Origin of the sequence: Streptomyces sp. HB132, from assembly GCF_016909575.1 — a bacterium.
Lineage (GTDB): Bacteria > Actinomycetota > Actinomycetes > Streptomycetales > Streptomycetaceae > Streptomyces.
Window position 1 is genome coordinate 151,729 of record NZ_JAFBGA010000009.1, and the last position, 24,451, is coordinate 176,179.

Below are 24,451 nucleotides of genomic sequence, written 5' to 3' on the forward strand. Positions count from 1 at the left end.
CCACTCGCCCGCACGGTCTGCTCCTGCGGCTGTTCCCAACTACCGTACGTCGCACACCTTCTGAGCTGGGCCCACAGCGTATCGCCCGGACCGCCCGGCCGCCCGTCCTTGAGACCCGGAGCAGGCACGAGGCGTCATATCCAGTCAGCTAGCCTACATTTGTGCTGTTTTCCGCCTCTTCGCGGATGCGTTCGGCGAGTTGCCGGGGCATCGGCTCGTGCCGGGCGTACGCCCGGTCGAACCGTCCGGTGCCGTGCGTCAGGGAGCGCAGATCGACGGTGTACCTGCCGATCTCGATCTCCGGCACCTCGGCGCGCACGAGTGTGCGCTCGTCCTCCGTCTGTTCGGTTCCGACGACCCGGCCGCGCCGCCCCGCGAGGTCGCTCATCACCGCCCCCACGAAGTCGTCGGGAACCAGCACGCCGACCTCCGCGACGGGTTCGAGGAGCTGGACGCGGGTGCCTGCCGCGGCCTCGCGCAGCGCCAGCGCGCCCGCGGTCTGGAAGGCGGCGTCGGAGGAGTCGACCGAGTGCGACTTCCCGTCGACCAGGGTGACGCGTACGTCGACGAGAGGGTGTCCGGCCGCGACACCGCGGGCGGCCTGGGCGCGTACGCCCTTCTCCACCGACGCGACGAACTGCCGCGGCACCGAGCCGCCGGCCACCTCGTCGACGAACTCCAGCCCCGCACCGGGCGACAGCGGCTCCACCTCGATCTCACAGATCGCGTACTGCCCGTGGCCGCCCGACTGCTTGACGTGGCGGCCCCGGCCGACGGCCCGCGAGGCGAACGTCTCGCGCAGCGGTACGCGGTGGGGTTCGGCGTCGACCTGCACGCCGTAGCGGCTGCGCAGACGCTCCAGGGCGACGTCCGTGTGCGCCTCGCCCATGCACCACAGGACGACCTGGCGGGTGTCCTGGTTCTGCTCCAGACGCATCGTGGGGTCCTCGGCGACCAGACGTGCCAGGCCCTGCGAGAGCTTGTCCTCGTCGGCCTTGCCGTGGGCGCGTACCGCCAGCGGGAGCAGGGGGTCGGGCATGGCCCAGGGCTCCATCAGGAGCGGCTCGACCCCACCCGAGAGGGTGTCCCCGGTCTCCGCCCCGCCCAGCTTGGAGACACAGGCCAGGTCTCCCGCGGCACAGCTGTCCAAGGGGCGCTGCTGTCCGCCGAAGGGGGCGGACAGGGCGCCCACGCGGACATCGTTCTCGTGGCAGGCGTGTGTCCCGCCGCCGGGCGCGGTCAGCCCGCGGCCGCACACGTGCACGGTGTCATCGGGGCGCAGGGTGCCGGCGAAGACGCGGACGAGCGAGACCCGCCCCACGTACGGGTCGGACGAGGTCTTCACGACCTCGGCGACGAGGGGCGCCGCCGGGTCGCACACCGGTGCGGGGCGCGGGGCGCCGTCCGGGGTGGTGACGGCGGGCAGCGCGCGCTCCCCGGGGGAGGGGAAACCGCGGGTGACCAGGTCGAGGAGTTCCACGGTGCCGATGCCCTGGCGTGCCCCCTCGGCGGCGGGTGCGGCGGTGAGCACCGGGTGGAAGGAACCGTGTGCGACGGCGCGTTCCAGGTCCTCGACGAGTGTCGTGACGTCGACCTCGCCGCCTTGGAGGTAGCGGTCCATCAGGGTCTCGTCCTCGCTCTCGGCGATGATCCCCTCGATGAGCCGGTCACGGGCCTCCCGAAGCGGGCCCCGCCGGTCACCGGCGGGCGGTGCCTCCTGCCGGGTACCCGACGAGTAGTCGAACACCCGCTGGGTGAGGAGTCCGGTGAGCCCGGTGAGCGGGGCATGTCCGTCCGGACCCTCGGGGCCCTGTACCGGCAGATACAGGGGAAGCACGGCGTCGGGGTCGTCGTGCCCGAAGATCCGGCCGCAGATCCGGGTCATCTCGTCGAAGGACGTGCGCGAGGTGTCCAGGTGCGTGACGACGATGGCCCGGGGCATTCCGACGGCCGCGCACTCCTCCCACACGGCGCGGGTGGTGCCCGCCACGGCATCGGCCTCCTGGGCGGCCGAGACGACGAAGAGGGCCGCGTCCGCCGCGCGCAGACCGGCCCTGAGTTCCCCGACGAAGTCCGCGTAGCCGGGGGTGTCCAGCAGATTGATCCTGTAGCCGTCCCAATCGACGGGGACCAGCGAGAGCTGTACGGAGCGATGCCGGCGCCGTTCGATCTCGTCGTGGTCGGAGACGGTGGAGCCGTCCTCGACCCGGCCGGCCCGGTTCAGGGCCCCGGCGGTCAGCGCGAGTGCCTCGACCAGCGTGGTCTTGCCTGAGCCGCTGTGGCCGACCAGCACCACGTTCCGTACGGAAGCGGGCCGGTCGGCCGTCGCCGCCCTGCCGGCGGCTCCGGTGTGCGTATGTGTCCTGTCGCCCATGATCGTGCCTCCCGGTCGGTGCCGCAGGAGCTGGGGGAGTGGATGCACGGGCAGGGCGGGAGCCGCCGCGGCGGCTTCTGCGACGCCCGCGGTCATTCGAGCTTTTCACCAGTACCGCACGCCGTCCATCCGTCGCACACGGCGGAGCGTGACTTCCCGGAGACCCCGCGGGACGGGGTGCCCCGCCGTTGCCCGGCACGGCTCGTGACTACGATGGGCCAGCCGGTGGCCGAAGTGGCCGCACGGCGCCCACCGAACCTCGGGAAGGCCATGCTGAACAAGTACGCGCGTGCATTTTTTACGCGTGTCCTCACACCGTTCGCCGCTCTGCTGCTCCGTCTCGGGGTCAGCCCCGACGCGGTCACTCTCGTCGGTACGGCCGGAGTGATGGCAGGTGCGCTGGTCTTCTTCCCGATGGGGGAGTTCTTCTGGGGCACGATCGTGATCACGGTCTTCGTCTTCTCGGACCTGGTCGACGGCAACATGGCCCGGCAGGCCGGCGTCTCCAGCAGGTGGGGCGCCTTCCTGGACTCGACGCTCGACCGGGTCGCGGACGGGGCGATCTTCGCCGGATTCGCGCTCTGGTACGCGGGCAGCGGCGACGACAACATGCTGTGCGCGGTCGCGATCTTCTGTCTGGCCAGCGGTCAGGTGGTCTCGTACACGAAGGCCAGGGGCGAGTCGATCGGCCTGCCGGTCGCCGTGAACGGACTGGTGGAGCGCGCCGAGCGGCTCGTGATCTCGCTGGTCGCGGCGGGCCTCGCGGGGCTGCACGGCTTCGGCGTACCCGGCATCCAGATCCTCCTGCCGATCGCGCTGTGGATCGTCGCCGTCGGCAGCCTGGTGACGCTGATCCAGCGGGTGGTCACCGTGCGCAGGGAGTCGGCCGAGGCCGACGCCGCCGCGGCCGCCGGCCCGGGCGGGAGCGGGTCCGCACAGTGAGCGGCACCCGATCCGACCTGCGGGAACGACTGACGGACGGGCTCTACGGCCTCGGCTGGGGAGCCGTCAAGAAGCTTCCCGAGCCGGCCGCGGCGGCGCTCTTCCGCACCCTGGCCGACCAGGTGTGGAAGCGGCGCGGGAAGTCCGTGCTGCGGCTCGAGTCGAACCTCGCCCGGGTGGTGCCCCACGCGGACGGCGCCCGGCTCGCCGAACTGTCGAAGGCCGGCATGCGCTCGTACATGCGCTACTGGATGGAGTCCTTCCGGCTGCCGACCTGGAGTCCGGAGCGGATCAAGGCGTCCATCGACGTCCGCGACGCGCACCGGCTCACCGAGGGGCTGGACGCGGGCCAGGGAGTCGTCCTCGCGCTGCCGCACCTCGGGAACTGGGACCTGGCGGGCGCCTGGGTCACCACGGATCTGAAGGTCCCGTTCACGACGGTCGCCGAGCGGCTCAAGCCCGAAACCCTGTACGACCGGTTCGTGGCCTACCGCCAGGGCCTCGGCATGGAGGTCCTCCCGCACAGCGGCGGGGCCGCGTTCGGGACGCTGGCCCGGCGGCTGCGCGCGGGCGGCCTCGTCTGCCTGGTCGCCGACCGTGACCTGTCGGCCTCCGGGGTCGAGGTGGACTTCTTCGGGGACACCGCGCGGATGCCCGCCGGGCCGGCCCTGCTGGCCCAGCAGACCGGTGCGCTGCTGCTGCCCGTCACCCTCTGGTACGACGGTACGCCCGTGATGGGTGCGCGGGTCCATCCTCCCGTCGCCGTACCGGAGACAGGTACACGCGCCGAGAAGACGTCCTCCATGACGCAGGCGCTGGCCGATGCCTTCGCCACCGGGATCGTCGAGCATCCGGAGGACTGGCACATGCTCCAGCGGCTCTGGATCTCCGATCTGGACCCCCAGGGGGAAGCTCCGTGAAGATCGGCATCGTCTGCCCGTACTCCTGGGACGTTCCGGGCGGGGTGCAGTTCCACATCCGCGACCTGGCCGAGCACCTGATCCGCCTCGGCCACGACGTCTCGGTGCTCGCCCCCGCCGACGACGAGACGCCGCTCCCGCCGTACGTCGTGTCCGCCGGCCGGGCCGTGCCCGTCCCGTACAACGGCTCGGTCGCCCGGCTGAACTTCGGATTCCTGTCCGCGGCGCGCGTCCGGCGCTGGCTGAACGACGGCACCTTCGACGTCATTCACATCCACGAGCCCACCGCGCCCTCGCTGGGCCTGCTCACCTGCTGGGCGGCGCAGGGGCCGATCGTGGCGACCTTCCACACGTCGAATCCACGCTCCAGGGCCATGATCGCCGCCTACCCGATCCTCCAGCCGGCGCTGGAGAAGATCAGCGCGCGGATCGCGGTCAGCGAGTACGCGCGGCGGACCCTGGTCGAGCACCTCGGCGGGGACGCCGTGGTCATCCCCAACGGTGTCGACGTGGACTTCTTCGCCCGGGCCGAGCCGAAGGCCGAGTGGCAGGGCGGCACACTCGGCTTCATGGGGCGCATCGACGAGCCGCGCAAGGGGCTGCCCGTCCTGATGAAGGCGCTCCCCGCGATCCTCGCCGCCCGCCCGGAGACCCGACTGCTGGTCGCGGGGCGCGGCGACGAGGAGGAGGCCGTCGCCTCGCTGCCGCAGGAGATGCGCTCGCGCGTCGAGTTCCTCGGCATGGTCAGCGACGAGGACAAGGCACGGCTGCTGCGCAGTGTCGATGTCTACGTCGCACCGAACACGGGCGGCGAGAGCTTCGGCATCATCCTCGTCGAGGCCCTTTCGGCGGGAGCGCCCGTCCTCGCCAGCGACCTGGACGCCTTCGCGCAGGTGCTCGACCAGGGGTCGGCCGGCGACCTGTTCGCCAACGAGGACGCCGACGCGCTGGCCTCGGCCGCGATCCGGCTGCTGGGCGACCCGGAGCGGCGTGCGGGGCTGCGGCAGCGGGGCAGCGCGCATGTGCGCCGCTTCGACTGGACGACGGTCGGCGCGGACGTCCTGTCGGTGTACGAGACGGTGACGGACGGGGCGGCGGCCGTCGACACCGACGAGCGCACGGGGCTCCGCGCGCGCTTCGGCCTCGCCCGGGACTGAACCGCGCAGTGAAGCCGTGAAGGCCGACACCGGCGGGGCCCGCCCCCTCCCTCCGACGGTAGCCTTCCGCCCGTGATCGAAATCCTCGTCTGGACCGTCGTCGCGCTGTTCGCGATCGGCCTGTACCTCAGCTGGACCGCGGGCCGGCTCGACCGGCTCCACGCCCGTATCGACGCGGCCCGCGCGGCGCTGGACGCACAGCTGCTGCGCCGCGCCTCGGTCACCCAGGAACTGGCCACGTCAGGCCTCCTGGACCCCGCCGCGTCGATCGTGCTGTACGAGGCGGCGCACGCGGCGCGGCAGGCCGAGGAGGAGCAGCGCGAGGTCGCCGAGAGCGAGCTCAGCACCGCCCTGCGGGCCGTGTTCGGCGAGACGGCGCAGGTCGAGGCGGTGAAGGAGGTCCCCGGCGGCGAGGACACTGCCAGGGAACTGGCCGCCGCCGTACGCCGGGTCCCGATGGCGCGCCGTTTCCACAACGACGCGGTGCGCGCCGCCCGCGCGCTGCGCAGGCACCGGACGGTCCGGCTGTTCCGGCTCGCGGGCCACGCCCCGTTCCCGCTCGCGTTCGAGATGGACGACGCGCCGCCGGTCGCCCTGGCGGACCGCCCCGGCAGCTGAGGGCTGACGGGCGCGAGCCCGGAGGGGCACGGAAACGATCCACAGGGTGTTCATTGGCCCTTGCTGTGGACTGCTTCCGGGGCGTTTGCTCGGGGCTGCACCATCCAGCGTCTTTCCACCCCAGTGAGGTCGATCCGTGTCCACGCTCCCCAGCACCCCGCAGTCCACCGAGACCCCGGCCACCGGCACCGCCCGCGTCAAGCGCGGGATGGCCGAGCAGCTCAAGGGCGGCGTGATCATGGACGTCGTCGACGCCGAGCAGGCGAAGATCGCCGAGGACGCGGGCGCCGTGGCCGTCATGGCCCTGGAGCGGGTGCCGGCCGACATCCGCAAGGACGGCGGGGTGGCCCGGATGTCGGACCCGAACATGATCGAGGAGATCATCGAGGCCGTCTCCATCCCCGTCATGGCCAAGTCCCGCATCGGCCACTTCGTCGAGGCCCAGGTGCTCCAGTCCCTCGGCGTGGACTACATCGACGAGTCCGAGGTCCTCACCCCGGCCGACGAGGTCAACCACAGCGACAAGTTCGCCTTCACCACCCCCTTCGTCTGCGGTGCCACCAATCTGGGTGAGGCCCTGCGCCGCATCGCCGAGGGCGCCGCGATGATCCGCTCGAAGGGCGAGGCGGGCACCGGCAACGTCGTCGAGGCCGTCCGGCACCTGCGCCAGATCAAGAACGAGATCGCCCGGCTGCGCGGCTACGACAACAACGAGCTGTACGCCGCCGCCAAGGAGCTCCGCGCCCCGTACGAGCTGGTCAAGGAGGTCTCCGAGCTCGGCCGGCTGCCCGTGGTCCTGTTCTCGGCCGGTGGTGTGGCCACCCCCGCGGACGCGGCCCTGATGCGTCAGCTCGGCGCCGAGGGCGTCTTCGTGGGCTCCGGCATCTTCAAGTCCGGCGACCCGGCCAAGCGTGCCGCCGCCATCGTGAAGGCCACCACCTTCTACGACGACCCGAAGATCATCGCTGACGCCTCCCGCAACCTCGGTGAGGCCATGGTCGGCATCAACTGCGACACGCTCCCCGAGGGCGAGCGCTATGCCAACCGCGGCTGGTAACCACTGATGAACGACACCCCTGTCATCGGAGTCCTGGCTCTCCAGGGCGACGTACGGGAACACCTGATCGCCCTGGCCTCGGCGGACGCCGTGGCCAGGCCGGTCCGGCGGCCCGAGGAGCTCGCAGAGGTCGACGGGCTCGTCCTGCCGGGTGGCGAGTCCACCACCATGTCCAAGCTGGCGGTCCTCTTCGGCATGCTGGAACCGCTGCGCGAGCGGGTCGCCACCGGGATGCCGGTCTACGGCACCTGCGCCGGCATGATCCTGCTCGCCGACAAGATCCTCAACCCTTCCCCGAGCTCTCGACCCGGTTCGAGCAAGGGAGACCCCACGCCCGGCCAGGAGACGGTCGGCGGCATCGACATGATCGTGCGGCGTAACGCCTTCGGGCGGCAGAACGAGTCCTTCGAGGCCGCCGTCGAGTTCGACGGGGTGCCCGGCGGACCCGTCGACGGCGTCTTCATCAGGGCGCCCTGGGTCGAGTCGGTCGGCGCCCGCGCGGAGGTCCTCGCGGTGTACGGCGGGCACATCGTGGCCGTACGCCAGGGAAACGCCATGGCCACGTCGTTCCACCCGGAGCTGACGGGCGACCACCGTGTGCACGCGCTCTTCACCGACATGGTGCGCGCCGTGGGCTGATCCGATCCCGGTAGGATCTCTCGGGTTCGGATCGATTTTGGTGACGCGAAGGAGAAGGCAGATGTCCGGCCACTCTAAATGGGCTACGACGAAGCACAAGAAGGCCGTGATCGACGCCAAGCGCGGCAAGCTCTTCGCGAAGATGATCAAAAACATCGAGGTCGCGGCCCGCACGGGCGGCGCCGACGTGTCCGGCAACCCGACCCTCTTCGACGCCATCCAGAAGGCCAAGAAGAGCTCGGTCCCGAACAAGAACATCGACTCGGCGGTCAAGCGCGGTGCCGGTCTCGAGGCCGGTGGCGCCGACTACGAGACGATCATGTACGAGGGCTACGGCCCGAACGGCGTCGCGGTGCTCATCGAGTGCCTCACCGACAACCGCAACCGTGCCGCGTCCGACGTCCGGGTCGCCATGACCCGCAACGGCGGATCGATGGCCGACCCGGGCTCGGTCTCGTACCTGTTCAACCGTAAGGGCGTCGTGATCGTCCCCAAGGGCGAACTGTCCGAGGACGACGTGCTCGGCGCCGTGCTCGACGCGGGTGCCGAGGAGGTCAACGACCTCGGTGACACCTTCGAGGTGCTCAGCGAGGCCACCGACATGGTGGCGGTCCGCACCGCGCTCCAGGACGCCGGCATCGACTACGACTCGGCCGAGGCCAACTTCGTCCCGACCATGCAGGTCGAGCTCGAGGAAGAGGGCGCGCGCAAGATCTTCAAGCTGATCGACGCGCTGGAGGACAGCGACGACGTGCAGAACGTCTTCGCCAACTTCGACGTCTCCGACGAGGTCATGGAGAAGGTCGACGCCTGAGGCGGCACGACCGCGACGGGCCGACGGGACACACCCCCGTCGGCCCGTCGCACTGTCAGCGGCAGCCGATAGCCTGCGGGAACAGATGACCGAGCGGCGAAGGGGCCCATTCATGCGGGTGTTGGGTGTGGACCCGGGGCTGACCCGGTGCGGCGTCGGAGTCGTCGAGGGAGTCGCCGGCCGCCCGCTCACCATGGTCGGCGTCGGCGTCGTGCGGACCCCGCCCGACGCGGATCTCGGCCACCGGCTCGTCGCCATCGAGCAGGGCATCGAGCGGTGGCTCGACGAGCACCGGCCCGAATTCGTCGCCGTGGAGCGGGTGTTCAGTCAGCACAACGTCCGCACGGTGATGGGCACCGCGCAGGCCAGTGCGGTCGCCATGCTCTGCGCGTCCCGCCGCGGAATCCCCGTCGCCCTGCACACCCCCAGCGAGGTCAAGGCCGCCGTCACCGGATCGGGACGCGCCGACAAGGCCCAGGTCGGGGCCATGGTGACCCGGCTGCTGCGCCTCGACGCGCCGCCGAAGCCGGCCGACGCCGCCGACGCCCTCGCCCTCGCCATCTGCCACATCTGGCGCGCGCCCGCGCAGAACCGACTGCAACAGGCCGTCGCCGCCCACCGCACGCTGAAAGGCCGCACCGCATGATCGCCTTCGTCTCCGGCCCGGTGGCCGCCCTCGCCCCGACCACGGCCGTGATCGAGGTCGGCGGCATCGGCATGGCCGTCCAGTGCACCCCCGACACCCTCGCCGGCCTGCGGATCGGCAAGGAGGCCAGGCTGGCCACCTCCCTGGTCGTCCGTGAGGACTCGCTCACCCTCTACGGCTTCGCCGACGACGACGAGCGGCAGGTCTTCGAGCTTCTCCAGACCGCCAGTGGTGTGGGCCCCCGGCTCGCCCAGGCGATGCTCGCCACCCACAGCCCCGACGCCCTGCGCGTCGCCGTGGCCACGGGTGACGAGAAGGCGCTCACCGCGGTGTCCGGCATCGGCAAGAAGGGCGCACAGAAGCTCCTCCTCGAGCTCAAGGACCGGCTCGGCGAACCGGTCGGCGCGCACATCGGGCAACAGGGCATCGGCGCCCCCGTCAGCAGCGCCTGGCGCGACCAGCTGCAGGCCGCGTTGATCGGCCTCGGCTACGCCACCCGCGAGGCCGAAGAGGCGGTGACCGCAGTGGCACCTCAGGCCGAGGCCGCGATCGCCGAGGGCGGCCACGCCCCCGTGCCCCAGCTGCTGCGCGCCGCCCTGCAGACACTCAACCGCGCACGCTGACCCCGGGGGCCACGCGCCCCGCACGCCGGCCGGGGCACGGACCGGCACCGAAACACCCGAGGCGGGACTGACGAGATGAACTGGGACGAGACCGGGCCCGACACCGGCGACCTTGACGACGAGCGACTGGACGACCGCCTGGTCGACGCCGGGGCGGACGGCGAGGACACCGCGGTCGAGGCCGCGCTGCGCCCGAAGGACCTTCACGAGTTCGTCGGCCAGGAAAAGGTGCGCGAACAGCTCGACCTGGTCCTCAAGGCCGCCCGCGCCCGGGGTGCCACCGCCGACCACGTGCTGCTCTCCGGGGCCCCCGGCCTGGGCAAGACCACCCTCTCCATGATCATCGCGGCTGAGATGGAGGCCCCGATCCGGATCACCTCCGGCCCCGCGATCCAGCACGCCGGAGACCTCGCCGCCATCCTCTCCTCCCTCCAGGAGGGTGAGGTCCTCTTCCTCGACGAGATCCACCGCATGTCGCGTCCCGCCGAGGAGATGCTCTACATGGCGATGGAGGACTTCCGGGTCGACGTCATCGTGGGCAAGGGCCCCGGCGCCACCGCCATCCCGCTGGAGCTTCCGCCGTTCACCCTCGTGGGCGCCACCACCCGGGCCGGGCTGCTGCCGCCTCCGCTCCGCGACCGCTTCGGCTTCACCGGCCACATGGAGTTCTACGCCCCCACCGAGCTGGAGCGGGTCATCCACCGCTCCGCCGGCCTGCTCGACGTCGCCATAGACACGGCGGGTGCCGCCGAGATCGCCGGACGCTCCCGCGGCACGCCCCGTATCGCCAACCGCCTGCTGCGCCGCGTCCGGGACTACGCCCAGGTCAAGGCGGAAGGGCGGATCGACCGGGACATCGCCGCCGCCGCCCTGCGGGTGTACGAGGTCGACGCCCGCGGTCTCGACCGGCTCGACCGCGCAGTGCTCGGCGCCCTGCTGAAGCTCTTCGGCGGAGGTCCCGTCGGGCTCTCCACCCTCGCGGTGGCCGTGGGGGAGGAGCGCGAGACGGTCGAGGAGGTCGCCGAGCCCTTCCTCGTGAGGGAGGGACTGCTCGCGAGGACCCCGCGGGGGAGGGTCGCCACCCCCGCGGCGTGGGCGCATCTCGGACTCGTGCCTCCGCAGCACGGCGCAAAGGGACAACAGGGCCTGTTCGGGGCGTGACACAGGACGGGTTGGCCAGCAGGGGAACCACGGTGCCATGCTGGACGTTGTTCCAATGATGCGGACTCGCTTAGACTCCGCCGATGCCGCCCTTAAAGGGTCGGTGTACCCACCCCCGTAGACCAGGCCGCGCGGACATCAGCGTGGTCGTGCGAAGGAAGTTCCGTCCCGTGAGTCTCGTGACCCTCCTCCCCTTCATCGTGCTCATCGGGGCCATGTTCCTGATGACCCGGTCCGCCAAGAAGAAGCAGCAGGCGGCTGCGCAGATGCGCAACGACATGCAGCCCGGTACCGGCGTCCGGACGATCGGGGGCATGTACGCCACCGTCAAGGAGATCCAGGACGACACGGTTCTCCTCGAGGTCGCGCCCGGCGTCCACGCCGTCTACGCGAAGAACTCCATCGGCGCCGTGCTCGACGACGCGGAGTACAACCGCATCGTCCACGGTGACGACGAGCTGGAGACCGAGGGCACGGTCGTGCCCGACGACGCCTCCTCGCTGACCGCCGGCGAGTCCGCGGACGACGAGGTCGCGAAGATCGACCTGGGCAAGAAGCCCGAGGACGAGGCCGTGGCGAAGGACACCGAGGCCAAGGGCGCCGAGGTCAAGGACGCCAAGGCCGACGGCGAGGGCGACGCGAAGTAGTTCCACGACCCAGAGACGCCGGACACCCACGGGTGTCCGGCGTCTCACGGGCCGTGCGGTCTTCTGCGGGGGCGGGTCCCCACAACACTTCGTGGCCGCTCGGGCGCGTACCCGGCGCGGGGCGGTTGGACAGGGAGAAACGAAAAGGTGGCAGCACCGAAGAAAGGCCGGGGCTCAACCGGTGGACAGGGCAGGCCGGGCCGTGCCCTGGCTCTGATCCTCATCGCCATGGTCGCCCTGACCGGTGGGATGTTCCTGTCCGGGCACACCACGCCCCGGCTCGGGATCGACCTCGCCGGTGGTACGTCGATCACGCTCAAGGCGAAGAGCCAGCCCGGCAAGCCTGACGCGATCAACGAGACCAACATGAACACCGCGGTCAACATCATCGAACGCCGTGTCAATGGTCTGGGCGTCTCCGAGGCCGAGGTTCAGACCCAGGGCGCATCGAACATCATCGTCAACATCCCCAAGGGGACGAACTCGAAGCAGGCCCGGGAGCAGGTCGGCACGACCGCCCAGCTCTACTTCCGGCCCGTGCTGACGGTCACCGGCGGCGAACCGACGCCCAAGGGTTCGGCCAGTCCGTCCGCGAGCGGTTCCGGAAAGGCGAGCGCCACGCCCAGTGCGAAGGCGACCGACCCGGAAACCGCCTCCGACCCGAAGACGCCCTCAGCCGACGCCACCACGCAGGGCCGTGCCGTCACCGGCGGCCTGAAGAAGGACGAGACGCCGGCCCCTTCCGCCAGCACCTCAGGTGCCGCGGACTCCTCGGACGCCCCCGCGGCGACGGGGACGCCGGACCCCGCCACCGCCGCGCTCGAGAAGAAGTTCACCGCGCTGGACTGCACCGACCCCGCCGCCCGCGCCAAGGCCGGCGACGGCGTCAAGCCGGAGCAGCCTACGGTCGCGTGCAGCTCGGAGGGTGACGCCAAGTACCTCCTCGGCCCGGCCGAGGTCTCCGGTACGGACGTCGACGACGCGAAGGCCCAGTTCGACCAGCAGCGCGGCATCTGGCTCGTCTCGATGGAGTTCACCGACAAGGGCTCCAAGAAGTTCCAGACGATCACGAAGAAGCTGTCGGCTCAGCAGTCCCCGCAGAACCAGTTCGCGATCTCCCTCGACGGTGAGGTCGTCTCCGCGCCCCAGGTGAACGAGACCCTCAGCGGCAGCGCCGAGATCTCCGGCAGCTTCACCCAGCAGTCGGCCGAGGACCTCGCCAACGTCCTCTCCTACGGTGCGCTGCCGCTGTCCTTCAGCGAGGACACCGTCACCACCGTCACCGCCGCGCTCGGCGGCGAACAGCTGGAGGCCGGGCTCATCGCCGGCGCCATCGGCCTCGCCCTGGTCGTCATCTACCTGGTGGCCTACTACCGCGGCCTGGCTCTCATCGCGCTTCTCAGCCTCCTGGCCTCCGGCGTCCTGACCTACACGATCATGGCCCTGCTCGGCCCGGCCATCGGCTTCGCGCTGAACCTCCCGGCCGTCTGTGGAGCCATTGTCGCGATCGGTATCACGGCGGACTCGTTCATCGTCTACTTCGAACGCATCCGGGACGAGATCCGCGAGGGCCGCACGCTCCGTCCGGCCGTCGAGCGTGCCTGGCCCAGGGCCCGCCGCACCATCCTCGTATCCGACTTCGTCTCGTTCCTCGCCGCGGCCGTGCTCTTCCTCGTCACGGTCGGCAAGGTCCAGGGCTTCGCCTTCACGCTGGGTCTCACGACCCTGCTCGACGTCGTCGTGGTGTTCCTCTTCACCAAGCCCGTCATGACGCTGATGGCCCGCACGAAGTTCTTCGGCAGCGGTCACCCGTGGTCCGGCCTGGACCCGAAGCGTCTCGGCGCCAAGCCGCCGCTGCGCCGCTCCCGCCGTGTCACCGCCCGTACCGACCACCCGAAGGAGGCGTGAGATGTCGCGACTCGGCAATCTCGGCGCCCGGCTCTACCGTGGCGAGGTCGGTTACGACTTCATCGGCAACCGCAAGATCTGGTACGGCGTCTCGATCCTGATCACCATCACGGCCATCGTCGGCCTGGCGGTCAGCAGCCTGAACATGGGCATCGAGTTCAAGGGCGGTGCCGTCTTCACGACGGACACCAAGGCCAAGGTGTCCGTCTCCCAGGCCCACGAGGACGCGGTCGCGGCCTCCGGTCACGAGGCGATCGTCCAGGAGCTCGGCAACGGCGGGCTCCGGATCCAGATCACCGAGGTCGACACCCAGAAGGCCGACCAGATCAAGGCCCAGCTCTCCGAGGACCTCGGCATCCCCGAGGCGAAGATCAACGCGGACCTCGTCGGCCCCAGCTGGGGTGAGCAGATCGCCAACAAGGCCTGGGCCGGCCTCGGCATCTTCATGGTCCTCGTGGTGGTCTACCTGGCCATCGCCTTCGAGTGGCGGATGGCCATCGCGGCGCTCATCGCGCTGATCCACGACATCACCATCACCGTCGGTGTCTACGCCCTCGTCGGTTTCGAGGTCACGCCCGGCACGGTGATCGGTCTGCTGACCATCCTCGGTTACTCCCTCTACGACACGGTCGTCGTCTTCGACAGCCTCAAGGAGGGCACGGCGGGGATCACCAAGCAGACCCGCTGGACCTACAGCGAGATCGCCAACCGGTCCATCAACGGCACGCTGGTGCGCTCCATCAACACCACCGTCGTCGCCCTGCTCCCGGTCGCCGGTCTGCTGTTCATCGGTGGCGGTGTCCTCGGTGCCGGCATGCTGAACGACATCTCGCTGTCGCTCTTCGTCGGCCTCGCCGCCGGCGCGTACTCCTCGATCTTCATCGCCACCCCGCTGGTCGCAGACCTCAAGGAGCGCGAGCCGCAGATAAAGGCACTGAAGAAGCGGATCCTCGCCAAGCGTGCCGCCGCGGCGGCCAAGGGCGAGTCCGCCGAGGACGAGCACGACGGCCAGGACGGCGCGTACGACGAGGACACCGAGCACGCCGGGGCCGTCGTCGGGCAGCGCCGGCAGACCGGAGGCCACGGCCGGACTCCGAGGAACCGCCGATGACCAGCGCGAGCATCACCGACTCCACCCGCGAGCTCCTGCTCAGCCGGATCCGTGACGTGCCGGACTACCCGAAGCCCGGAGTGCTGTTCAAGGACATCACCCCGCTGCTCGCGGACCCGGTCGCCTTCACCGCGCTCACCGACTTCCTCGCGGAGCTGTGCGTACGGCACGGGGCCACGAAGATCGTCGGTCTCGAGGCGCGCGGCTTCATCCTGGCCGCGCCGGTCGCGGTCCGGGCCGGGCTCGGTTTCGTACCCGTGCGCAAGGCGGGGAAGCTGCCCGGTGCCACGCTGGGGCAGGCGTACGAGCTGGAGTACGGGACGGCGGAGATCGAGATCCACGCCGAGGACCTGTCGGCCGGCGACCGCGTCATGGTCATCGACGACGTCCTGGCCACCGGCGGCACCGCCGAGGCGTCGCTGGAGCTCATCCGGCGGGCCGGTGCGCAGGTCGCGGGGGTGTCGGTCCTCATGGAGCTCGGCTTCCTCTCCGGCCGCGCCCGGCTGGAGGCAGGGCTGCGGAACGCCCCGCTGGAGGCTCTGATCACTCTCTGACCTGCACAGCGCGGCCGTAGCGCGCGTAGGGACGCACAGGACGGGTACCCGGGAACATCCGGGTGCCCGTCCCGCGTTGTGGAGGGTTCGGCACTCCCCGGGCGAGGACCTGCCCGAGGGTCGATACCATGGGCTTTCCGGTAGCCCGGATCCGCACGAGGAGCGCTCTTGCCAGACGAGGCCCAGCCAGTCGCCGCCCCGCAGCCCGAAAGGCCCGCGGCGGCCTCCGCCACGCCCGGGAAGGCGCAGCCCGACGGGGCGGGCGAGTCCGGGCCCGCAGGCGAGCCCACGCAGGGCCCCGACCAGGCTCCGGCCCCCCAGACGCCCACCGCCCCGGCGAAGCCGGCGCCGCCCACGGAGGCGAAGCCGACGCCTCCTCCCGGCACGAAGGCCGCCCCGTCCTCGGGGACGAAGCCGACGGCCCCGGAGCAGCCCGCGGCCCGATCCGCGGAGCCGAAGCCCCCGGCGCCCGCTCCCGCGGCGAAGCCCCCGGCCCGGCCCGCCGCCGCGTCACCGGCCGCTACCGCGCGCTCCGGCGGCTCCTCCAACCGTGTCCGGGCCCGCCTCGCCCGGCTGGGCGTCCAGCGCTCCAGCCCGTACAACCCGGTCCTCGAACCGCTCCTGCGCACGGTCCGCGGCAACGATCCCAAGATCGAGTCCGCCACGCTGCGCCAGATCGAGAAGGCCTACCAGGTCGCCGAGCGCTGGCACCGGGGCCAGAAGCGCAAGAGTGGCGACCCCTACATCACCCACCCGCTCGCCGTCACCACGATCCTCGCCGAGCTCGGCATGGACCCGGCGACGCTGATGGCGGGACTGCTGCACGACACGGTCGAGGACACCGAGTACGGCCTCGACACCCTGCGCAAGGACTTCGGCGACCAGGTCGCCCTGCTCGTCGACGGCGTCACCAAACTGGACAAGGTCAAGTTCGGCGAGGCCGCCCAGGCGGAGACCGTACGCAAGATGGTCGTCGCCATGGCCAAGGACCCCAGGGTCCTCGTCATCAAGCTCGCCGACCGGCTGCACAACATGCGCACCATGCGCTACCTCAAGCGGGAGAAGCAGGAGAAGAAGGCCCGCGAGACCCTGGAGATCTACGCGCCGCTGGCCCACCGCCTGGGCATGAACACCATCAAGTGGGAGCTGGAGGACCTCGCCTTCGCGATCCTCTACCCCAAGATGTACGACGAGATCGTCCGCCTCGTCGCCGAGCGCGCGCCCAAGCGTGACGAGTACCTCGCCATAGTGACCGACGAGGTCCAGGCCGATCTGCGCGCCGCGAGGATCAAGGCCACCGTCACCGGACGGCCGAAGCACTACTACAGCGTCTACCAGAAGATGATCGTGCGGGGCCGCGACTTCGCAGAGATCTACGACCTGGTGGGCATCCGCGTCCTCGTCGACACCGTCCGCGACTGCTACGCGGCGCTCGGCACCGTCCACGCCCGGTGGAACCCGGTGCCCGGGCGGTTCAAGGACTACATCGCGATGCCCAAGTTCAACATGTACCAGTCACTGCACACCACGGTGATCGGTCCCAGCGGCAAGCCCGTCGAGCTCCAGATCCGCACGTTCGACATGCACCGCCGCGCCGAGTACGGCATCGCCGCGCACTGGAAGTACAAGCAGGAGGCCGTCGCCGGCGCCTCCAAGGTGCGTACGGACGTTCCCAGGAACACGGGCGGAGGCCGAGGCCAGGACACGGTCAACGACATGGCCTGGCTGCGCCAGCTCCTGGACTGGCAGAAGGAGACCGAGGACCCCAGCGAGTTCCTGGAGTCCCTGCGCTTCGACCTGTCGCGCAACGAGGTCTTCGTCTTCACCCCGAAGGGCGACGTGATAGCGCTGCCCGCCGGCGCGACGCCGGTCGACTTCGCCTACGCCGTCCACACGGAGGTCGGCCACCGGACCATAGGAGCACGGGTCAACGGCCGGCTCGTGCCGCTCGAGTCGACGCTCGACAACGGTGACCTGGTGGAGGTCTTCACCTCCAAGGCGGCCGGTGCCGGGCCCTCCCGTGACTGGCTGCAGTTCGTCAAGTCGCCCCGGGCACGCAACAAGATCCGTGCCTGGTTCTCCAAGGAGCGGCGCGACGAGGCGATCGAGCAGGGCAAGGACTCCATCGCGCGGGCCATGCGCAAGCAGAACCTGCCGATCCAGCGGATCCTCACCGGCGACTCCCTGGTCACTCTCGCCCACGAGATGCGCTACCCCGACATCTCGTCGCTCTACGCGGCGATCGGCGAGGGTCACGTCGCCGCGGCGGGCGTCGTCCAGAAGCTGGTCCAGGCCCTCGGCGGCCACGACGAGGCCAACGAAGACCTGGCCGAGAGCACCCCGCCCTCCCACGGCCGCAGCAAGCGCCGTGCCAACGCGGATCCGGGGGTGGTCGTCAAGGGCGTCGAGGACGTCTGGGTCAAGCTGGCCCGGTGCTGCACCCCCGTGCCCGGTGACCCGATCATCGGTTTCGTCACCCGGGGCAGCGGCGTCTCCGTACACCGTGCGGACTGCGTCAACGTCGACTCGCTCTCGCAGCAGCCGGAACGGATCCTCGACGTCGAGTGGGCGCCCACCCAGTCGTCCGTCTTCCTCGTCGCCATCCAGGTCGAGGCGCTGGACCGGTCGCGGCTGCTCTCCGACGTCACGCGCGTCCTGTCGGACCAGCACGTGAACATCCTCTCGGCGGCCGTGCAGACCTCCCGGGACCGGGTGGCCACCTCGCGGTTCACCTTCGAGATGGGTGACCCGAAGCACCTGGGACACGTCCTGAAGGCCGTACGCGGCGTCGAGGGCGTCTACGACGTCTACCGGGTCACCTCGGCGCGCCGGCCCTGACGATGCCGCCAGGACGTCTCTCAGGGGCGTCCTGGCGGCGCTCCGGGGTGCGGGCGGCCGTCAGCCGTCGATCTCGTACTGCCCGTACTCCAGGAAGTACCGCATCTCCTCCGGCGTGCCGTCGATCGCCTCGCCGACCGCCGCGCGGAGCGCGTCGCTGATGTCCGGACGGGCGAGGATCCGCACGAGGGCGACACGGTCGTCCTCGGCCTGTGCGAGCCGGTAGCCGGTCTCCAGCCACTGGCGGATGTCCTGCGGGCCACCGCTGTCGAGCAGCGCGGTGACCTCCTTGACGACCCGCTTCCCGGAGTCGGGGTCGCCGAGTATGCGGAAGAGCACGACGTGGTCGTCCTCGGCCTGTGCGAGCGGGTAGCCGGTCTCCAGCCACTGCCGCATGGCCTCCGTGGTGCCGTTGTCGAGGGCTTCGTTCGCCTCCCGGACGACTCTCGTGCCGCTGTCCTCGTCAGCCAGGATGCGCAGGATCGCGACACGGAGGTCGTCGTCGGACATCTCGCCCACCGGTGTGGTGGGGCCGTCGAAGACCGTCCTCGCCGTCGCGGCGGGCGGCGGCGAGGACGCGGGGCCGGCGGCGAACGCCGGTCCGGCGAGAACGAGGGCGGGGAACAGGGCGGTGGCTGCGACGGTCAGAACGGCACGGGTCGGTCTCACGGGTTGGCCTGCCTCGAGGACGTAGTGGTTCCGGGCGATCCGGGTTCCAGGGAACCGGCAGTCGCACGGCTTCCTGCCGGTCCGAAGATCCTCGCGCTCCGGCAGGCCCGGGTTCACTGCGCGATCCCGGCAGTCATGGCGCCGCTTCGCTGCCGTGCGCACGCGTCGGACCCGGGGCACGGCATACGCGGGCGGACACCGACCGTCCACACACGGGAGGGGCTCGCGTACGCGACGCGTACGAAAGCCCCTCCTGACGCGGCCGGCGGGAACCGTCAGCCGCCGAACTCCTCCAGACCCTTCAACGCCTGGTCCAGCAGCGCCTGACGGCCCTCGAGCTCGCGGGAGAGCTTGTCGGCCCTCGCGTTGTTGCCCGAGGCGCGCGCCGTGTCGATCTGCTTGCGCAGCTTGTCGACCGCCGCCTGGAGCTGGCCGGTCAGACCCTCGGCGCGGGCCCGCGCCTCCGGGTTCGTCCGGCGCCACTCGGACTCCTCGGCCTCCTGGAGCGCACGCTCCACCGCCTGGACCCGGCCCTCCACCTTCGGACGGGCGTCACGCGGGACGTGGCCGATGGCCTCCCAGCGCTCGTTGACGGAGCGGAACGCGGCTCTGGCCGCCTTCAGGTCCGTCACCGGGAGCAGCTTCTCGGCCTCGGCGGCGAGCTCCTCCTTGAGCTTGAGGTTCTCGCCCTGCTCCGCGTCCCGCTCGGCGAAGACACCGCTGCGGGCCGCGAAGAACACGTCCTGTGCGCCGCGGAAGCGGTTCCACAGGTCGTCCTCCGCCTCGCGCTGGGCGCGTCCCGCCGCCTTCCACTCCGTCATCAGGTCGCGGTAACGCGCGGCTGTCGCGCCCCAGTCGGTCGAGCCGGAGAGCGACTCGGCCTCGGCGACCAGCCGCTCCTTGACCTTGCGGGCGTCCTCGCGCTGGGCGTCCAGCGCGGCGAAGTGGGCCTTGCGGCGCTTGGAGAAGGCGGAACGGGCATGCGAGAAGCGGTGCCACAGCTCGTCGTCGGACTTGCGGTCCAGACGGGGCAGCTCCTTCCACGTGTCGACGAGCGCCCTCAGACGCTCACCCGCCGACCGCCACTGCTCGCTCTGCGCCAGCTCCTCGGCCTCGACGACGAGCGCCTCCTTGGCCTGACGGGCCTCGTCGGTCTGCTTCGCCTTCTGGACCTTGCGCTCCTCGCGGCGCGAGTCGACCGTCGCGACGAGCGTGTCCAGCCGCTTGCCGAGCGCGGCCAGGTCACCGACGGCGTGATGCTCGTCGACCTGCTGGCGCAGGTGCTCGATCGCCGCCGTGGCGTCCTTCGCCGACAGGTCGGTGGTCTTCACCCGCCGCTCGAGAAGGCCGATCTCGACCTTCAGGCCGTCGTACTTGCGCTCGAAATAAGCCAGGGCCTCCTCGGGGGAACCGGCCTGCCACGATCCGACGACCTGCTCGCCCTCGGCCGTACGCACGTACACGGTGCCCGTCTCGTCGACACGGCCCCACGGGTCGCTGCTCACAGCGCCTCCTCCACCTGATGCATCGAGGGGGTTCGCCCCCCGTGCATCGTCCACAGTTTCCTGGGGCGGGCCGCGCCCGCCCTGCACAACGCCAATCTAGGCGACCGGCCACCCGGCTGTCCGCACTCAGCGCGGCTGAAATTCTCCGGTCCGGCCGGGCGGCCGGGTCCAGGCCCGTGGGCCGGGGGGTCAGGCCTTGTCGACCGTCGCCTTCTCGACCGTGACGGTCTTCTTCGGCGCACCGTCTCCAGCGCCCTCGGCGACGCCCGCCTCGGCGATCTTCTTGACAGCCTTCAGGCCCGCATCGTCCATGGTGCCGAACGGCGTGTAGCTGGGCGGCAGTTCGGTGTCCTTGTAGACCAGGAAGAACTGGCTTCCGCCCGTACCCGGCTGACCGGTGTTCGCCATCGCGACGGTGCCCGCCGGATACGTCACCGACCCCTTGTCGTTCGGCTTGCCCAGCGATGTCAGATTCTCGTCCGGGATCGTGTAACCGGGGCCGCCCGAGCCGTCGCCCTTCGGGTCGCCGCACTGCAGGACGAAGATGCCCTGTGTGGTCAGGCGGTGGCACTTCGTGCTGTCGAAGTAGCCCTTGTCCGCGAGGGCCTTGAACGAGTTCGTGGTGTGCGGGGTCTTCGCGGCGTCCATCGCGATGCCGATGTCGCCCTGGCTCGTCCTGAGCGACATCGCGTACTTCGACTTCTTGTCGATCTTCATCGCGGGCTCGGGAACACTGCTCTCGCTCGCCGAGGGAGAGGGGCTCGCGTCCGCGGCCGCGTCGGTCTTCGGGTCGTCGTCGCCGAGCGAGACGTAGGCGCCCGCACCGATGACCGCCACCACGGCCACCGACGAGGCGATGATCACCGCGAGGCGCCTGGTCCTCCGGCGCGCTTCCTCCCGGCGCTGCTGCTGCCGCTCGAACTTCTCCCGGGCGAGCTGCCGCCGCCGCTGATCGCTGCTGACCACCGGATGGTCTCCTTGTACGTCGTGTGATCGGGCCTGGAATGCCCGTACGGTATATGGGTTGGCTGTGGAATGAGGAGCGCCGGTAGTCTCTGATCTGCCGCATTTCCCTCCGCGGCCCTCCTCGTCGGACGAACACTAAGGACGATCGTGCTCATTGCCGGGTTCCCCGCCGGGGCCTGGGGGACCAATTGCTACCTGGTCGCCCCCGCCGCCGGTGAGGAGTGCGTGATCATCGACCCGGGCCACCAGGCCGCCCAGGGCGTCGAGGAAACGCTCAAGAAGCATCGGCTCAAGCCCGTCGCCGTCGTCCTCACCCATGGTCACATCGACCACGTCGCCTCGGTCGTCCCCGTGTGCGGCGCCCATGACGTCCCCGCCTGGATCCACCCCGACGACCGCTTCATGATGAGCGACCCGGAGAAGGCGCTCGGCCGTTCCATCGGGATGCCGCTGATGGGCGAGCTCACCGTGGGCGAGCCGGACGACGTCCGGGAGCTGACCGACGGCGCCGCGCTGAAGCTGGCCGGCATGGAGTTCGGCGTCGCGCACGCACCCGGCCATACCAAGGGGTCGGTGACGTTCAGGATGCCCGAGGCCGCGGACGTGCCGCAGGTCCTCTTCTCGGGCGACCTGCTCTTCGCCGGCTCCGTCGGACGCACCGACCTGCCCGGCGGCGACCACGCCGAGCTGCTCGAGTCGCTGGCCCGCGTGTGCCTGCCGCTCGACGACTCGACCGTGGTGCTGTCCGGCCACGGCCCCCAGACGACCATCGGCCGCGAGCGCGCCTCCAACCCGTATCTGCACGGACTGGACGCGCCCCGCCGAGGAATGTGACGAGAGAAAAAAGCTGTGAGCACCTTCCAGGCCCCCAAGGGCACGTACGACCTGATCCCGCCGGACTCCGCGACGTACCTCGCGGTGCGTGCGGCGCTCGCCGAGCCGCTGAAGAACTCCGGCTACGGATACATCGAGACCCCCGGCTTCGAGGACGTCGCCCTCTTCGCCCGGGGCGTCGGTGAGTCCACCGACATCGTGTCCAAGGAGATGTACGCCTTCGAGACCAAGGGCGGCGACAAGCTCGCGCTGCGCCCCGAGGGCACCGCCTCCGTGCTGCGCGCGGCGCTGGAGGCCAACCTGCACAAGGCGGGCAACCTCCCCGTCAAGCTCTGGTACTCCGGCTCGTACTACCGCTACGAGCGCCCGCAGAAGGGCCGTTACCGCCACTTCTCCCAGGTGGGTGCCGAGGCCATCGGTACCGAGGACCCCGCGCTCGACGCCGAACTGATCATCCTCGCCGACCAGGCGTACCGGTCGCTCGGCCTCACGCAGTTCCGCATCCTGCTGAACTCGCTGGGCGACAAGGAGTGCCGTCCCGTCTACCGGGAGGCGCTCCAGACGTTCCTGCGGGACCTGGAGCTCGACGAGGAGACCCGCCGCCGCATCGAGATCAACCCGCTGCGGGTTCTCGACGACAAGCGGCCCGACGTCCAGAACCAGCTGACCGGCGCCCCGATGCTGCGCGACTTCCTCTGCGACGCCTGCAAGGCGTACCACGAGGAGGTCCGTGACCTGCTGACGGCGGCCGGTGTGGTCTACGAGGACGACGAGAAGCTGGTCCGCGGGCTCGACTACTACACGCGCACCACCTTCGAGTTCGTCCACGACGGCCTGGGGTCCCAGTCCGCGGTGGGCGGCGGCGGCCGGTACGACGGGCTGTCCGAGATGATCGGCGGCCCCGCGCTGCCGTCCGTCGGCTGGGCGCTCGGCGTGGACCGCACGGTGCTGGCGCTGGAGGCCGAGGGAATCGAGCTCGACATCCCGGCCACCACCAGCGTCTACGCGGTGCCGCTCGGCGAGGAGGCGCGACGGGTGCTGTTCGGCCTGGTCACGGAGCTGCGCAAGGCCGGCGTCGCCACGGACTTCGCGTTCGGCGGCCGTGGGCTCAAGGGCGCGATGAAGAGCGCGAACCGCTCGGGCGCCCGCTACACCGTCGTGGCCGGTGAGCGCGACCTCGCCGAGGGCAACGTCCAGCTCAAGGACATGGAGTCGGGTGACCAGGAGCCCGTGGCGCTCGGCGACCTGGTGGCCGTGATCAAGGCCAGGTCGGCCTGAGCCGAGGCAGTCGTCCACCACCTGTGCCCGTCCGGTACTCCGGGCGGGCACAGGTGCGTCCCGGCGCCGGCCCCCTTCTCCTCCGGGAGACGGCGGCGCGAAGTGCCCGGCGTGGCCCGCACCGTCAACTCGACGAAAGCCGATTCATCCTGACGGAGGTCCCGATCCTGGAACGCCGCCGGTGGTCGGTGGTGGCCGCCCCACCCCGGGGCGGCGACGGCGCCGCCGCGGGATCCACACGTCCACGCCCCTCACAGCCCCCTTCGACGCCGGGGCACCGACCACCTCTCAGACACGGATCCGCAGGTCGAGCCACGCACCGGTGGTCGGGCCCGCTGTACCGCTCACGAAGTCCCGGCACCACGGCCGCCGTTCCCGTCGCACGGAAGGGGCCCCCGGACCTCCGTCCTCCGTGCTCAGGCCCGGAACACCTTTATGTCCATCGAACGGATGGCCGTGTCGGTGGTGCGGCACAATGACCTTGCCCGGCTGACTACTCAGTGATGGAACGGCGATATGACGATGGCAGCGGTAGACCACCCCTCCTCCCGGCAGGACGAGGACAACGGCGCGAGGACCTTCGGCGGAAGTCGCGCCCTCGCGCTGCTGCTGGTGATCACGGGAGCGGCCGGGCTGCTCGCCGCCTGGGTGATCACCATCGACAAGTTCAAGCTGCTGGAGGATCCGGGCTTCGTCCCGGGCTGCAGCCTGAACCCGGTGGTCGCGTGCGGCAACATCATGAAGAGCGAGCAGGCGGCCGCCTTCGGCTTCCCCAACCCGATGCTCGGCATCGCCACCTACTCGGTGGTCGTCGGCATCGGGATGGCACTCCTCGCCGGTGCCCGTTTCCGCGCCTGGTACTGGCTGGGCCTCAACGCGGGGACGCTGTTCGGCGTCGGTTTCTGCACCTGGCTGCAGTACCAGTCGCTGTACAGCATCAACTCGCTCTGCCTGTGGTGCTGCCTGGCGTGGGTCGCCACCATCTTCATGTTCTGCTACGTCACCACGCACAACATCAAGCACGGCATCCTGCCCGCGCCCGCCTGGCTGCGGAACGCCCTCACCGAGTTCCACTGGGTGCCGCCGGTGCTCTGGATCGGGATCATCGGCATGCTGATCCTGACCCGCTGGTGGGACTTCTGGACCAGCTGACGCGCCGGGCGGCCCTGTCGGTGGGGTGACATAGGCTT

The 24,451-nt window shown here is 70.7% G+C and carries 22 protein-coding genes; 18 read left to right on the forward strand and 4 right to left on the reverse strand.

Annotation, left to right across the window (positions count from 1 at the left end; translation table 11 throughout):
- Window positions 1-148: 148 nt before the first annotated feature.
- Complete coding sequence (locus JOC24_RS21165; protein WP_205021916.1) at window positions 149-2,374, reverse strand: elongation factor G-like protein EF-G2; 2,226 nt, start codon at window positions 2,372-2,374, stop codon at window positions 149-151.
- A gap of 270 nt (window positions 2,375-2,644) precedes the next feature.
- Between JOC24_RS21165 and pgsA the strand changes: the two genes are divergently transcribed.
- From pgsA to JOC24_RS21240, 15 genes are all read left to right on the forward strand, one after another.
- The gene (gene pgsA / locus JOC24_RS21170; protein WP_205022052.1) at window positions 2,645-3,316 is read left to right on the forward strand and encodes a phosphatidylinositol phosphate synthase; all 672 of its coding nucleotides are present in this window, start codon (window positions 2,645-2,647) and stop codon (window positions 3,314-3,316) included.
- Window positions 3,313-4,236, forward strand: coding sequence for a phosphatidylinositol mannoside acyltransferase (locus tag JOC24_RS21175; protein ID WP_205021917.1), 924 nt, complete (start codon window positions 3,313-3,315; stop codon window positions 4,234-4,236). Before pgsA ends, JOC24_RS21175 begins: the two co-directional genes overlap by 4 nt.
- Window positions 4,233-5,393, forward strand: coding sequence for a glycosyltransferase family 4 protein (locus JOC24_RS21180; RefSeq protein WP_205021918.1), 1,161 nt, complete (start codon window positions 4,233-4,235; stop codon window positions 5,391-5,393). Before JOC24_RS21175 ends, JOC24_RS21180 begins: the two co-directional genes overlap by 4 nt.
- A 72-nt stretch (window positions 5,394-5,465) precedes the next feature.
- Window positions 5,466-6,011, forward strand: coding sequence for a LemA family protein (locus JOC24_RS21185; protein ID WP_205021919.1), 546 nt, complete (start codon window positions 5,466-5,468; stop codon window positions 6,009-6,011).
- A 136-nt stretch (window positions 6,012-6,147) separates the two neighbouring features.
- Window positions 6,148-7,068, forward strand: coding sequence for a pyridoxal 5'-phosphate synthase lyase subunit PdxS (gene pdxS / locus JOC24_RS21190; protein ID WP_205021920.1), 921 nt, complete (start codon window positions 6,148-6,150; stop codon window positions 7,066-7,068).
- 6 nt (window positions 7,069-7,074) lie between these two features.
- Complete coding sequence (pdxT, locus tag JOC24_RS21195) at window positions 7,075-7,707, forward strand: pyridoxal 5'-phosphate synthase glutaminase subunit PdxT (RefSeq protein ID WP_205021921.1); 633 nt, start codon at window positions 7,075-7,077, stop codon at window positions 7,705-7,707.
- A 61-nt stretch (window positions 7,708-7,768) separates the two neighbouring features.
- Window positions 7,769-8,521 (forward strand): YebC/PmpR family DNA-binding transcriptional regulator, encoded by a 753-nt coding sequence (locus tag JOC24_RS21200; protein WP_031097698.1) that lies wholly within the window; start codon window positions 7,769-7,771, stop codon window positions 8,519-8,521.
- A 112-nt stretch (window positions 8,522-8,633) separates the two neighbouring features.
- Window positions 8,634-9,167: a crossover junction endodeoxyribonuclease RuvC gene (ruvC, locus tag JOC24_RS21205; protein ID WP_205021922.1), complete on the forward strand. Its 534-nt coding sequence runs from the start codon at window positions 8,634-8,636 to the stop codon at window positions 9,165-9,167.
- The gene (ruvA, locus tag JOC24_RS21210) at window positions 9,164-9,790 is read left to right on the forward strand and encodes a Holliday junction branch migration protein RuvA (RefSeq protein ID WP_205021923.1); all 627 of its coding nucleotides are present in this window, start codon (window positions 9,164-9,166) and stop codon (window positions 9,788-9,790) included. Before ruvC ends, ruvA begins: the two co-directional genes overlap by 4 nt.
- Window positions 9,791-9,865: 75 nt before the next feature.
- Window positions 9,866-10,951 carry a Holliday junction branch migration DNA helicase RuvB gene (gene ruvB / locus JOC24_RS21215; protein WP_205021924.1) on the forward strand — a complete coding sequence of 362 codons (1,086 nt, stop codon included), beginning with the start codon at window positions 9,866-9,868 and terminating at the stop codon, window positions 10,949-10,951.
- A 170-nt stretch (window positions 10,952-11,121) separates the two neighbouring features.
- Window positions 11,122-11,598 (forward strand): preprotein translocase subunit YajC, encoded by a 477-nt coding sequence (gene yajC / locus JOC24_RS21220; protein WP_205021925.1) that lies wholly within the window; start codon window positions 11,122-11,124, stop codon window positions 11,596-11,598.
- Between the two features lie 147 nt (window positions 11,599-11,745).
- On the forward strand, window positions 11,746-13,506 hold the full coding sequence (gene secD / locus JOC24_RS21225) for a protein translocase subunit SecD (RefSeq protein ID WP_205021926.1): 1,761 nt from the start codon (window positions 11,746-11,748) through the stop codon (window positions 13,504-13,506).
- 1 nt (window position 13,507) lies between these two features.
- Window positions 13,508-14,617 (forward strand): protein translocase subunit SecF, encoded by a 1,110-nt coding sequence (gene secF / locus JOC24_RS21230; RefSeq protein ID WP_205021927.1) that lies wholly within the window; start codon window positions 13,508-13,510, stop codon window positions 14,615-14,617.
- Complete coding sequence (locus JOC24_RS21235) at window positions 14,614-15,171, forward strand: adenine phosphoribosyltransferase (RefSeq protein WP_205021928.1); 558 nt, start codon at window positions 14,614-14,616, stop codon at window positions 15,169-15,171. Before secF ends, JOC24_RS21235 begins: the two co-directional genes overlap by 4 nt.
- Before the next feature lie 168 nt (window positions 15,172-15,339).
- Window positions 15,340-18,009, forward strand: a complete 2,670-nt coding sequence (locus tag JOC24_RS21240) for a RelA/SpoT family protein (protein WP_205021929.1) — start codon at window positions 15,340-15,342, stop codon at window positions 18,007-18,009.
- A gap of 60 nt (window positions 18,010-18,069) precedes the next feature.
- Here JOC24_RS21240 and JOC24_RS21245 read toward each other — a convergent pair whose 3' ends face one another.
- The 3 genes from JOC24_RS21245 to JOC24_RS21255 all read right to left on the reverse strand — a co-directional run bounded on the left by JOC24_RS21245 (window position 18,070) and on the right by JOC24_RS21255 (window position 21,149).
- Entirely contained in the window at window positions 18,070-18,678 is a 609-nt protein-coding gene (locus JOC24_RS21245; protein WP_205021930.1) for an ALF repeat-containing protein, read from the reverse strand.
- A gap of 275 nt (window positions 18,679-18,953) precedes the next feature.
- Window positions 18,954-20,183, reverse strand: coding sequence for a DUF349 domain-containing protein (locus tag JOC24_RS21250; RefSeq protein WP_205021931.1), 1,230 nt, complete (start codon window positions 20,181-20,183; stop codon window positions 18,954-18,956).
- Window positions 20,184-20,372: 189 nt separating this feature from the next.
- Window positions 20,373-21,149 (reverse strand): peptidylprolyl isomerase, encoded by a 777-nt coding sequence (locus JOC24_RS21255; RefSeq protein ID WP_205021932.1) that lies wholly within the window; start codon window positions 21,147-21,149, stop codon window positions 20,373-20,375.
- A 147-nt stretch (window positions 21,150-21,296) separates the two neighbouring features.
- Here JOC24_RS21255 and JOC24_RS21260 point away from each other — a divergent pair, with 147 nt between their 5' ends.
- From JOC24_RS21260 to JOC24_RS21270, 3 genes are all read left to right on the forward strand, one after another.
- Window positions 21,297-21,983, forward strand: a complete 687-nt coding sequence (locus JOC24_RS21260; protein ID WP_205021933.1) for an MBL fold metallo-hydrolase — start codon at window positions 21,297-21,299, stop codon at window positions 21,981-21,983.
- Window positions 21,984-21,998: 15 nt separating this feature from the next.
- A complete protein-coding gene (hisS, locus tag JOC24_RS21265; protein ID WP_205021934.1) occupies window positions 21,999-23,261 on the forward strand; it encodes a histidine--tRNA ligase in 1,263 nt (420 codons plus the stop codon).
- Between the two features lie 516 nt (window positions 23,262-23,777).
- Window positions 23,778-24,413: a vitamin K epoxide reductase family protein gene (locus JOC24_RS21270; protein WP_205021935.1), complete on the forward strand. Its 636-nt coding sequence runs from the start codon at window positions 23,778-23,780 to the stop codon at window positions 24,411-24,413.
- The last annotated feature ends 38 nt before the right edge of the window (window positions 24,414-24,451 follow it).